Origin of the sequence: Amycolatopsis sp. NPDC049252, from assembly GCF_043197175.1 — a bacterium.
Classification (GTDB): Bacteria; Actinomycetota; Actinomycetes; order Mycobacteriales; family Pseudonocardiaceae; genus Amycolatopsis.
In genome coordinates, this window is sequence record NZ_JBICSQ010000150.1 from 1 (window position 1) to 11,387 (window position 11,387).

Sequence of the window (11,387 nt, forward strand, 5' to 3'; positions counted from 1 at the left end):
CCCCGCGGGTAGCCGCGGCGCGGAGGCGGGCGGCGGACCACGTGTCTGCGTTGGTGTGCGCCGGGTGTCGAGGTCGGTGAGGGAGCTGTCGCGAAGGGAGCTGGCCGGTGCGAACCCCGTGCGAGTCGCCCCGCGGCTGGATGGGCTGGTGGCGGACCACGTGTCGGCGGTGCGGTGAGCTGGTGTGGCCGCGGCTGACCGCCGTGCTGCCCTTCAGGCGCGCCGGGAGCCGGACGCCCGGACAACGCGGCTTCCCGATGAGACGATGCACCCCATGCCGACCACCGTCGTCAACCTGAAGGGGCACCGGGACGACCCGGACTACGCCGACGTCGTCTACGTCGGGCGGGCCATGCACCGCGGCGGCTGGCACCTCGAAGGTTCGCGGCTCGCCAGCCCGTTCCGGCCCGGCCGCGACGGCACCCGCGCCGACGTCGTCGCGCGGTACCGCGAACACCTGCTGTCCCGGCCGGACCTGCTCGCCCTCCTGCCCGCGCTGCGCGGGAAGCGGCTCGGGTGCTGGTGCGTCCCGGAACTGTGCCACGCCCAGGTCATCGCCGAAATCGCAGATCACGGGCCGTAACGAATCGCACCCCCTGGGCGAGTAATCTGACACGAGGGGGTGGTCGACGGGTGGCCGGGCGACGACACGGCGGGTTCGATCAAGCGGAACTTCCGGAGGCTCACCGGATCCGGTGGTGGCTCGCGGCGGTGACGGCGGGCGTCGTCGCGGCCGGGTTCGCGATCGTGCCGTACCTCCCGTTCTTCCAGGACCTCACCTTCATCCGCGACCCCAAGGTCGCGAGCGTCATCACCTGGACGGTCCTGCAGACGTCCGTGGTGGTCATCTCGGCCGTGCTCACGCTGTACTTCATCGGCAAGGCCCGGCTCGAAACCGCCGCCTACCGGGCCAACCAGATCGACATCCGGCTCTTCGCCGACGAGCGGCCCGCGGACAGCCACGACCGCGAGATCGACTCCGCCGTCGAGCTGACCGCCGCGTTCAAGCGGATCCTCAACGACTCGCGGCTCTACACCCCGACCTCCGTGCCGGGCGTCGGCGGCTCGTACGACTTCATCCAGATCGTCGAGCACGCCGGCGAGTCCGCGGACGGTTGGTGGAAGGCCGCGACCAAGCTGATCCGGCTCGCGCAGCCGCCCGCCGCGTTCACCGTCACCGGCACCGTCCGGCCCGGCAACACCACCGGCCGCTACCAGCTGATCCTGGAGCTCGTGCGGTGCCCGCGCTTCGCCGCCAGCCCGCTGGTGATCGAGGACGAGAACTGGCCGCGGGTGCTGCACCGTGCGGCCAACGCCGTTGCCGCGCTCGTCATCCCGCGCAGCGCCTACGTCCGCTCGAACATCCACTGGGCCGCCTGGCGCGACGCGAAGATCCCGTACGAGCTGTTCGACGCCTACCAGCGCGCCAACCACTTCATCACCTACCGCCGCTACGACGAGGCCCTCGCCGAGTACTACCGCGCGCTGAGCCACGACCCGTCGAACGTCTACATCAGACTCGAGATCGCCGCACTGCAGGAACAGCTCGACCTGCACCTCGACGCGCTCGCCACCTACGACGACGTGATCACGTTGTGCAGCCGGGGAAAGCCGAAGCTGGCCCGGTGGTGGATCGGTGAGGACTTCGCCCGCCAGCCGCGCCACGCGGGCCGCGGCCGGGACGTCGCGCTGCTGATCGCCCGCTACCGGCACGCGCTGGTCCTCGGCCACGGCGACTCGGTGGCCGGCTCGTGGTGGGTCCGCCGCACCACCGCGGGGGTGCCCGGCGACGCCCGGGCGCTGCGCCGCGCCGAACTGCGGGCGGCGCTGGAGCTGCGGTTCCGGCGCTACGTCGAGCTCGACGTCCGCACCCGGCCGTACGCGATCCCGAAGGAGAAGCGCCTCGAGCTGCACCGGCGCGTGCTGCGCGTGCCGGTGCCGGAACTGGTCGTCCAGGACGCGACGCCGGAGCAGCTCGCCGAGTACAACCAGCGCGCCGCCGAGATGCGGTCGTACTTCTGCGCGCTGTCGCAGTACGAGATCGAACGGCTCGTCGAGGACTACCGGAACTTCGGCCGGCGCTGGCGCCGCAGCTGGGAGCAGCTCACCAACCGCGCGCTCGACCTCTCGCTGGTCTGGGCGGTGCTGCGGCGGGCGATGGCGGACGTCGAGCCGATGTCCGGCGCCGTCCCCGAACCCCGCCCGGCCTACCCCGGCAGCCGCGTGAAGCTGGCCGACGTCTGCCCGGACCGGCGCTGGCCGCCGGACCCGCAGGCGCTCGACGACACGGTCGAAGCGGCCGGGCCGCGCAAGTCGTGGGAAGAGTGCTACAACGCGGCGAGCGTGTACGCCGTCGCGATGCTCGAAGTCGGCCCCCGCGGCGAGCGCGACCTGCGTGATCGCGCCCGCAACCCCCGCCTGAACGGGGACACCCGCGACGAGGTGGCCCGCCGCGCCGTCCGCGAGCTCTACCACGCCGCGACGATCAGCCACAGCGGACGGCTGCCCGAGCGCCGGTCGTGGGTGATGGGGGAGGACCCGGACCTCGCCGCGCTGCGCGGGCACGAGCTGTTCCGCGTCTTCGAGATGGTCACGTTCTCCCCGGACCGCGCCGCGCCGCTGCGCCCCCAGCGTGCGCACGTCTGGGAGCAGGTCAGCTACGTCCGCCAGCTCGTCTGCGAGATCGCCAGCTGCCGCGCGCACTTCTGGCGGCTGCGGGCCCTCGACCCGGACCCGGTCCGGGACGGCCGGGTCCTCGACCGCTGGCGCTCCACCGACCGCGACGCCTGGCGCCGGCTGACCGACCTGGCCACCGGGAAACAGGACTGGTACACGCGTTACCAGGCGATCAGCGCGTTCCGCGAGTGGTCGGCCGACTCCGGCTACCCCGGGGCCATCACGGGTTTCCCGCTCTACAACGAGGAACGCCTGCACGCCCAGCTGCGCGGCGCGGCGGGTGCCAAGGGGCGGACGGGGATGGACCCGAACATCGTCGTGCGCGAGTACGTCCGGTTCTGCGACCTGCGGCTCGACCAGCTGGTGGCCGACGTCGCCGAGATCGAGCACACCCAGGACGACTTCGCGGCCCGCGCCGAGCTGTGGGGTGCGCTGTGCTCGTGGTTCGACGACGACATCGCCGACGGCTCCTCGGCCGACGACCGGCGGGAGCGGTTCCGGAAACTCGTCAAGCCCTAGGTGTTCTCCCGGCTTGGCGCGGGCCCGGTACGCTGCTGCGGCCGAACACACGCAGGACTGGGGACGAACGAGCCATGGACATCGCTGCCGGCGCGGACAGAGTCCGCGCCTACGAACCCCTGCCCCGGCTACCGTCGGGGGCGGACCCGTTGTTCGCCGGCTACGTCCGGCAGCTGACCACCGCGGTGATCCTCCGCATGGGTCTCAACGGCCTTCTCGTCGCCTTCGGTGTCCTGCTCGCGGTGGTCGAGCGGCGGGGGAGCGCGCTGCCCTACGTCTACCTGGTGGTCTCCGGCGCCACGCTGGCGGTGTGGGGCTACGTCCTGAGCCTCTACCTGCGGATCCGGCGCCTGTCCGGGGAGCCGTACCACCGGCTCGACGTCGCCCCGGACGGGATGCTCGTGAAGGGAGCCCGGGTGTCCGTGCGGCTGCCGGACGGACGGTGGCTGCGGACCCGGCTCACCGGCGGCCCCCGGGTGCAGCTGGCCGGCGAGCGGCGGCTGTGGGTGCTCGGCTCCGGCCGCCGGGTGTTCGTCCGGCTGCCCGGCGCGATGTCGGTGCGGGCCGCGCGGATCGAGGACACGCCGATGCCCGGGGCGACGCCGGCGGAGCGGGTCTCGCGCCGCCCGACGCCGCCGCGCCTCGATCCGGTGATCGCCGCGCAGCGGGCGTTCCAGGTCCGGCGCACGGTGGTGTCCGGGCTGACGTTCCTGGTGCTGGGCGCCGCGGGATTCGTCGCCGTGGCGACCGTGCCGGTCGAGTCCGACGTCATCATCGGCCCGGCCGCGATGGGGGGTGTCGCCGGTGGCAGCGGGGTGTTCGTGCTGCTGGGGCTGCTGATGCTCGCCGGGTTCCTGCGGATCCGCCGCCCGGTCACCGAGGACGTCTGGGTGGAGCTGCGGGTCGCGCTCGACACGGCGTTCGTACCGCGCACGCGCGGTATCGCCCGGCTGACCGGCTGGGCGTTGCACCCGGACGGGCGGCAGACGCGGATCCGGCTCTTCGCCGACGTGTCGCTGGCGGCGAACGTGGCGGCGACCGGGCAGCTGTGGTCGCTGGGCTATCCGCAGCCGGGGAAGCTGAACAAGGCCGGCCTGCCGGGGTATCCCTGCGCGGGCACCTTCCGCCTGACCTGAGTCAGGACGGCCGGGTGTACCGGTGCTTCACCCCGACGGGGAAGTACTCGGGATCGCCGGCCGGGCGCAGGACGACGTCCGGCAGCTGCCGCTCGGCCGGGACGTAGTGCGCGAACTCGCTGTTGAGCCGCAGCAGCTGCGCCCGTACCGACTCCCCGATCCGGTCCGCGTCCGCCGTGGCGCCCGGCGCCGTCTCGACCGTGATCCGCAGCCGCCGGTCGCGGTCCTCGTCCTCGACCGACTCGATGACGAACTTGCCGGTCACCGTGTCGCTGATGCCGGGCTGCTCCAGGCCTACCGTGACATTCTCCGGGTAGACGTTCGCGCCGAAGAACGACACCGTGAACAGCGAGCGGCCGAAGACGTACACGAACGGCAGCTCCGGTCCGTCCGGTGGGGTGAATCCGTGACGGGCGCACAACGCGAGCAGGTCGGCGTGCGGCAGGACCCCGCCGTCGTCGGCGATGTGGTAGCGGATCAGCGGGATCCCGCCGTCGCCGGTGAACACGAGCGTGCCCTCGTGCTCCTCGAAGAACCGGCTCGACGGGTCGTACTGCACCAGCGTCGGCAGCCGGGAGTCGCCGAAGACCTCGCGCGCCAGGTCCGGGTGCGCCGCGAAGAATCGGCGGATCCCCACCGACACCGCGGTCTCGGTGCCGAGCACACCGGCGTCGGCCGTCCCGTAGAGCGACGCGATGTCGCGGACCGGGTCGGCGATCCCGGCCCGCTGCGCGACGAGGTCACGCCACTGCTCGCTGAACACCTCGCCCGCCAGCACCAGCTTGATCGCGTACGCGGGCCAGTCGACGCCTTCGGCCAGGCCGGTGTCGACGACGTCCTTCACGAACGGCGGGTAGCCGAGCAGCACCACCTGATCGAAGTGCGGGGCCAGCTCGGGCAGCACCCGCAGGATCTCGGCCTTGTTGTTGCCCGGCGCGACCACCGTGATCGGGCAGCCCTTGGCCGCGAGGTGGCGCACGCACGCCGTGGTGAACAGGCCGCCGACCCAGGTGCCGAGCGGGAAGCAGACCACGGCGAGCGTGCCGCGCTCGCCGGCGTGGAAGCCCTCGACCATGACCTGCTCGAACCGGCGGGCCACGTGCAGCTCGTCCTCGAGCGCGCGCGGCCAGACCGTCGGATGCCCGCTCGACCCGGACGAGACGGCGATCATGTCGAGCCCGGCGAACGTGCCGTCACGGCACAGCTCGGGCAGCGGGTACCTCCGGTGGTAACCCGCCTTGTCGACCAGCGGCAGCCGCCGGAAGTCCTCCAGCGTCGTGACCGACTCCGGCGTGATCCCGTGTTCCCGCAGGAACTTCCGGTAGGCGGGCACGGTTTCCGCGGTCCGGCGGAACAGCTCGAGGACCTGGTCGGTGGGTGACGGCCCGGGTGGTGCGAAGAAGGTGTCGAACGCCTGGCGCACGCGGGCCTGCCGACCGTGGTCCATGATCGCAGCATAGCGTCCGGCCGGTGGTGCTCCGAGGTGCCATGATGGGCGCGTGAGCACCTCCGCGGAGCAGCCCGCCACCGGCGCGCCGCTGACCCTGTACCTGGTCAAGCGGCTGGAGCTGGCCATCCGCGCGCTGCTGGACGACGCCCTGCGTCCGCTCGGGCTCACGACGCTGCAGTACACGGCGCTCACCGTGCTGGAGGCGAGCGGCGCGCTTTCGTCCGCGCAGCTGGCGCGCCGGTCGTTCCTGCGCCCGCAGACGATGCACGAGATGGTGCTGGCGCTGGAGAAGCGCGGGCTGATCGAGCGGACGCCGAAGGCGGACAACAAGCGCGTGCTGCTGGCCAACCTGACCGCCGCCGGACGCGCCCTGCTCGCGGCCTGCGCGCCCGCGGTGGGCGAGGTGGAGCAGGAGCTGCTGGCGGACCTGAGCCCGGGCCGGCGCGCGACGTTCCGCGAGGGATTACAGCACGGAGTCATGGCGCTGGGCGCCCTGGCCGAAACCCGCCGAACCACGCAGGACCCCTGATACCGGCGGCCGGCGGGTCGCGCTCCGCTGACTGGCGGATTCACCCGGGCACGCCGACACCAAAGAACTAGGCCGGACGAGTGGAAGCCCCGAACCCCGCGGAGCGCCGGTGTGGCGCGCGACGTTGACGGGTACGTCCCCATCTGCTCCCGCAGCTGGAGGCATCTGGAGGTTCGCCGACCGTGACCTGGGCACGCACCGTGGCGTCACCGGGCGGAGCGGCCATCGCCGCACGCCGCCTGCTGGTGGTGGCCGCCGCGGTGGCGGGCATGTGGCTCCTGTCGTGGTGGCTGACCTCCCAGGCCGAGGCGGCGACCGCTCAGCCGCAGGTGGCGGTTTTCGGCGTGGATCCGTCCGAGCGGCGGGCGCTGCCGGACACGCGGGCTGCCGAACCGGTGATCGGGGCACTGGATGCCCCCACGGTTTCGCCTCCAGCGGCGCCGGTCTCTGCTGCGGCGGGTGTTGTGGCATCGGTTGGTTCGCGAGCAGTGCGGTCAGCTCCTCGTGCGGCGGCGCACATTGTGGTGCCGACTGGCGGGGGAGTGGCGAAACCGGCGGCGCCGGTCTCTGGTGCGGCGGGTGTTGTGGCGCCGGGTTATTCGCGAGCGGTGAGGTCGGTTGCCGCGGAGGTGGCGCCGGTCCCGCGTGCGGCGGCGCGGTCCGTCGGGACAGTGGTGAAACCGGCAGCGCCGGTCTCCGGTGCGGCGGGTGTTGTGGCACCGGTTGGTTCGCGAGGGTTGAGGTCGGTTGCTGCGGAGGTGACGCCAGTCTCGCGTGCGGCGTCGGACGTTGTGGTGCCGTCCGGCGGGGGAGTGGTGAAACCGGCGGCGCCGCTCTCCGGTGCGGCGGGCGTTGTGCCGCCGAGTGGTCGAGGACCTGCGGAATCGGCAGCAGCTGCGCCGGAATCCGGTGTCTTGGTGAGAATCGGGGTACCGACCGGTGTGGGCGCGACGAGGTCGGCCGCCGGATCGGCGCCGCCGGTCTCGGGTGCGGCGGGCGTTGTGGCGCGGGCTGGTTCGCGAACGGCGAAGTCGGCTGCTGCGGTGGTGGCACCGGGTTCTGGCTCTGTAGCGGGCACCGGACTGCCGACCGGTGGAGATGTGGCGAAGCCGACTGCTGCACCGGCAGCGCCGGTTGCTCGTGTGGCGAGCAGCGTGTCGAAGGCTATCGCCAAAACGGGTGTCGCGATGCCGTCCGGATCAGCTGTGGGGAAGCGGATTACCCCGGTGGCTTCGCCGGTTTCCGGCGCCGCGGGCGTTGTGGTGTCGGGCGTGACCAAGCCGATCTCGGCGGTTGCTGTTGTTTCTCGGCTGGCCGGGTCGGTTCCGGGTCTGGTGGCGCCGGTACCCCGAGCCCTCGCGCTGCCGCTATTGCAACTTGTGCGGCCGGTGACCGGACTTGTCGGCCCGGTGGTCGGTGGCGTGATCAAGCCCGTCGCCGACTTGGTCGTGCCGGTGGTGGCCGGCCTTACCCAGCCGGTGACCGACCTGGTGGCGCCCGTTGCCCGTCTGGTGACGCCGGTGGTGACTGACCTGACCAAGCCGGCAGCCGATCTGGTCGCGCCCGTCGCGGATCTCGTGCAGCCCGGAACCGCGCTGTCCCCGCCGGAGACCGAAGCTTCCGAGTCCGTGCGCGCCGACCCGGCCGGCCCCGATTTCGATCGCGTCGCGCCGGTGACCGTTGATCCTCCCTTGCCCGCCACCGGTCTGAGCCCGCCCGTGGTCGTCCGGATGCGGGCCGCGATCGCCTCCTCGACGGCAGCCGACTGCGTGGTGGCACCTCGCACCTCGGCCGCCGTTCGGCCGAGCACAGCGCCCCTCGTACACGTGCCCGGGAGTGCGCCACCGCCGGGGGAATCCGCTGGTGGTGGCGGTTCCTCCAGTCCGTCGGCGTTCGTCGGCTCGGATTGGCCGCTTCACGAGCCCCCTGACTTCGTCCGGTCTTGGGGGGACTTCGTGACCCTCTGGCGGCCGTGCAAACCGGGGACCGAGCCCGGCTAGGCACTTTCCGTTCTGTCGTGTCGTCCTGCTGCTTCGCAGCGCGGGACAAAAACAACTGGGTGAAGTACGCGTGGAAGAGGGACGGAAAATGCAAGCGAAGGTGTTCGACTTGGGGAAGGTACGAAGAGACGCGGTGGTCACCGTCCGGTTGGCGGCCATGGCCAACGTCCGGCTCCTGACGGCGGTCAACTTCGAGGCCTACCGGCGCCGGCAGTTCTACCGGATGCACGGCGGGGTGGCCACCGCGCCGATGTTCAAGATCCACATTCCGGCCAACGCGCACTGGTTCCTGGTGCTCGACGTTGAGGGGCTGGAGAGCCAGCCCCTGCACCCGCGGGTGAGCGTCGAGGCCTGACCGGTCACGCCTCGTGGACGCACCGGCCGCCGGTGAACGTCATCGCGGCCTTCGCCGCTCCGATTTCGCTTTCGGGGCCGTCGAAGGGGTCCCGGTCGAGCACGACCAGGTCCGCGTGGTGGCCGACCCGGATCGTGCCGGTGTCGTCCAGGTGGTTCACGTACGCCGAGCCGGCCGTGTACGCGGCGATCGCCGCGCCCAGGTCGATCCGCTGGTTCGGGTAGAAGGCGGGCACGTCCTCGCCGTACGGGACGCGGTTGACCGCGACGTGGATGCCCTGCAGCGGGTCCGGGCTGCTCACCGGCCAGTCACTGCCGGCGGCGAGCGTGGCCCCGGACCGCAGCAGGGCGCCGAACGGGTACTGCCACGCCGCCCGTTCCGGGCCGAGGAACGGGATGGTCAGCTCGTCCATCTGCGGCTCGTGCACCGCCCACAGCGGCTGGATCGTCGCGGTCGCGCCGAGCCGCCGGAACCGCGGGACGTCGTCGGGGTGCACGACCTGCAGGTGGGCGAGGTGGTGCCGGTGGTCGGTCCAGCCGTTCGCGGCGCGGGCGGCTTCGACGGCGTCGAGCGCCTCCCGCACCGCGCGGTCGCCGAGCGCGTGGAAGTGCACCTGGAAGCCGTGCGCGTCGAGCATCGTCACGTGCCCGCGCAGCGCGACCGGATCCACGAAACTCAGTCCACTGTGGTCGCCGCACAGGTACGGGCGCAGCATCGCCGCCGTCCGGTTCTCCGCGACGCCGTCCTGCATGATCTTGACACTCCGCGCGCGAACGCCCTTGCCGCGCAACGACTCCCGCCGCATCAGCAGGTCGGCGAGCTGGTCGGCGCCGCGGGCCCGATCCCACCAGAGCGCGCCGGTGACGCGCGCGGTCAGCAGCCCGCGTGCGGTCGCCGCGGCGTACGCGCGGGCCGGGTCCGGCATCCCGCCGTACTCGCCGAGCAGCGGGTCCTGCCAGGCGGTGACGCCGAACGAGTGCAGCAGCCGCTGCGCCCGCAGGAGCCCGGCGAGCTCGTCGGCTTCGGTGCTCGCGGGCAGCAGCCGCGTCACCAGGTCCATGGCCCCTTCCTGCAGGACGCCGGTGGGCACGCCGTCGGCGTCGCGCTCGACGCGGCCGTCGGGCGGGTCCGGGGTGGCGGCGGTGATCCCGGCGCGGTCGAGGGCCCGGCTGTTCAGCCAGGCGCCGTGGTGGTCGCGGTTGACCAGCACGACGGGCCGGTCGGCGACGACGGTGTCCAGCAGCCGCCGGTCCGGGAGGCCGCCGTCGAACGTCTCCATCGACCAGCCGCTGCCGGTCAGCCACTCGAGCCGCGGGTGCAGGGCGGCGTGGGCGCGGACCCGGTCGAGGCAGCCGGAGACGGTCGTGACGTCGGTGAGGTCGCAGCGCCCGAGTTCGATCCCGGCGCCGACGGCGTGGACGTGCGCGTCCTGGAACCCGGGCAGCAGCAACCGCCCGCGCAGGTCGACGACCTCGGTCCGCGGGCCGATCGACGCCCGGGGAGCACCGCCGACGGCGCTGATCCGGCCGTCGGTGACCGCGACGGACCCGGCCCGGCTGCGGGCCGGGTCGACGGTGTGCACCGGCCCGCCGGTGAAGACGAGATCGGCGGGACGGCTCGGCATGGTCCCGATCATGCCCGGAGTGGACAGGAACCGGCCAGACACAGGCCTGCTTCGCGCGGCCCGGGAGAGCTGTCCGGCTCGACGTCCGCGGCACCAGAACCCCGGATCGGCCCAGGTCAGCACCGGGGGACAGGGGGACCGGACCGGTGCGCAGCGTGGTCCGTCCGGCACCCGGCGCAACCGGGCAGGCCGACCATCGGCGGATTTACAACGTTGTATCAACGATGTAAAAGTGTCCCTGCGCTGTTCGCCGCACGCCGTGGAAGGGGCCACCGATGTCCTCCCGAGAACGCGATCACCTGACCCGCCGCGACCTCCTGCGGCTCGCCGGCGGGACGGCCGCCGCCGTCGCCGCCGCGTTGTGGTTGCCCGGCACGGCGGCCGCGGGCACCTTCAGCCCGATCCGGCCGCCCGCCACGCCGCTGATCGTCCGCTCGCCCTACCTGTCCACCTGGCAGCCGTCCGACAACCTGCCCGGCACCTGGTCGAGCTTCTGGACCGGGCACATCACCGCGCTGTGCGGCCTCGCCCGCATCGACGGGGTGGCCTACGTCTTCGCCGGCTCGCCCGCGCTCCCGTCCGGGCCGGCCCTGACCCCGATGACCCAGGTGAGCCTGCAGGTCACCGGCACCCGCTCGACCTACGTCCTCAGCGGTGGCGGGGTGAACCTGACCGTCACGTTCTTCTCGCCCGTCGACCCGGCGAACCTGCAGCGCCAGTCCGTGCCGTTCGGCTACGTGACCATCCAGGCCGCCAGCGCCGACGGCCGTGCGCACGCCGTCGACCTGCACTTCGACACCTCGGCCGAGTGGGTGCACGGCGACACCGCCACCCCGGTCACCTGGACGCAGCAGCAGTCCGGCGGCCAGACGCTGCTGAGCTGCACCCCGGCGAGCCCCGGAGTGCTGCAGGAGAACGGCGAACAGGCCGCCTGGGGCTCCCTGGTGGTCGCGGCGCCGACCGCCGGGACGACGTGGCAGATCGGGCAGGACACCGTCGTACGCGCCGCCTCCGCCGGCCAAGGCGCCTTGCCGAACACCAGTGACACCGCGCAGCCGCGCGCGATCAACGACCGCTGGCCGGTGCTGGCGTTCAACC

At 72.7% G+C, this 11,387-nt stretch carries 10 protein-coding genes; 7 read left to right on the plus strand and 3 right to left on the minus strand.

Annotated features, from left to right (window positions below; all coding sequences use genetic code 11):
• The first annotated feature begins 274 nt into the window (after positions 1 to 274).
• The 3 genes from ACGFMK_RS47900 to ACGFMK_RS47910 all read left to right on the plus strand — a co-directional run bounded on the left by ACGFMK_RS47900 (position 275) and on the right by ACGFMK_RS47910 (position 4,331).
• Positions 275 to 583: a DUF4326 domain-containing protein gene (locus tag ACGFMK_RS47900; RefSeq protein ID WP_392778411.1), complete on the plus strand. Its 309-nt coding sequence runs from the start codon at positions 275 to 277 to the stop codon at positions 581 to 583.
• 50 nt (positions 584 to 633) lie between these two features.
• The gene (locus tag ACGFMK_RS47905) at positions 634 to 3,195 is read left to right on the plus strand and encodes a hypothetical protein (protein ID WP_392778414.1); all 2,562 of its coding nucleotides are present in this window, start codon (positions 634 to 636) and stop codon (positions 3,193 to 3,195) included.
• Between the two features lie 74 nt (positions 3,196 to 3,269).
• Positions 3,270 to 4,331, plus strand: a complete 1,062-nt coding sequence (locus tag ACGFMK_RS47910) for a hypothetical protein (protein WP_392778417.1) — start codon at positions 3,270 to 3,272, stop codon at positions 4,329 to 4,331.
• Position 4,332: 1 nt separating this feature from the next.
• Here ACGFMK_RS47910 and ACGFMK_RS47915 read toward each other — a convergent pair whose 3' ends face one another.
• On the minus strand, positions 4,333 to 5,778 hold the full coding sequence (locus tag ACGFMK_RS47915; protein WP_392778420.1) for a phenylacetate--CoA ligase family protein: 1,446 nt from the start codon (positions 5,776 to 5,778) through the stop codon (positions 4,333 to 4,335).
• 52 nt (positions 5,779 to 5,830) lie between these two features.
• Here ACGFMK_RS47915 and ACGFMK_RS47920 point away from each other — a divergent pair, with 52 nt between their 5' ends.
• Positions 5,831 to 6,310, plus strand: coding sequence for a MarR family winged helix-turn-helix transcriptional regulator (locus ACGFMK_RS47920; protein ID WP_392778423.1), 480 nt, complete (start codon positions 5,831 to 5,833; stop codon positions 6,308 to 6,310).
• A gap of 595 nt (positions 6,311 to 6,905) precedes the next feature.
• On the opposite strand, the gene ACGFMK_RS47925 is transcribed toward ACGFMK_RS47920, so the two are convergent.
• A complete protein-coding gene (locus tag ACGFMK_RS47925; protein ID WP_392778426.1) occupies positions 6,906 to 7,589 on the minus strand; it encodes a hypothetical protein in 684 nt (227 codons plus the stop codon).
• Between ACGFMK_RS47925 and ACGFMK_RS47930 the strand changes: the two genes are divergently transcribed.
• The gene (locus ACGFMK_RS47930; RefSeq protein ID WP_392778429.1) at positions 7,582 to 8,310 is read left to right on the plus strand and encodes a hypothetical protein; all 729 of its coding nucleotides are present in this window, start codon (positions 7,582 to 7,584) and stop codon (positions 8,308 to 8,310) included. The genes ACGFMK_RS47925 and ACGFMK_RS47930 overlap by 8 nt on opposite strands.
• Before the next feature lie 100 nt (positions 8,311 to 8,410).
• On the plus strand, positions 8,411 to 8,665 hold the full coding sequence (locus tag ACGFMK_RS47935; RefSeq protein ID WP_392778436.1) for a DUF1883 domain-containing protein: 255 nt from the start codon (positions 8,411 to 8,413) through the stop codon (positions 8,663 to 8,665).
• 4 nt (positions 8,666 to 8,669) lie between these two features.
• Here ACGFMK_RS47935 and ACGFMK_RS47940 read toward each other — a convergent pair whose 3' ends face one another.
• Positions 8,670 to 10,301 carry an amidohydrolase gene (locus ACGFMK_RS47940; RefSeq protein WP_392778431.1) on the minus strand — a complete coding sequence of 544 codons (1,632 nt, stop codon included), beginning with the start codon at positions 10,299 to 10,301 and terminating at the stop codon, positions 8,670 to 8,672.
• Positions 10,302 to 10,564: 263 nt separating this feature from the next.
• On the opposite strand from ACGFMK_RS47940, the gene ACGFMK_RS47945 reads away from it, so the two are divergent.
• Positions 10,565 to 11,387 (plus strand): DUF5127 domain-containing protein (locus ACGFMK_RS47945; RefSeq protein ID WP_392778433.1); only part of this gene is annotated, 823 nt, incomplete at its 3' end.

Excerpts from the sequence above, each read along its gene's own strand:
- ACGFMK_RS47900 (WP_392778411.1), top strand. The coding sequence starts at position 275 with ATGCCGACCACCGTCGTCAACCTGAAGGGGCACCGGGACGACCCGGAC.
- ACGFMK_RS47910 (WP_392778417.1), top strand. The coding sequence starts at position 3,270 with ATGGACATCGCTGCCGGCGCGGACAGAGTCCGCGCCTACGAACCCCTG.
- ACGFMK_RS47915 (WP_392778420.1), bottom strand. The coding sequence starts at position 5,778 with ATGGACCACGGTCGGCAGGCCCGCGTGCGCCAGGCGTTCGACACCTTC.
- ACGFMK_RS47940 (WP_392778431.1), bottom strand. The coding sequence starts at position 10,301 with ATGATCGGGACCATGCCGAGCCGTCCCGCCGATCTCGTCTTCACCGGC.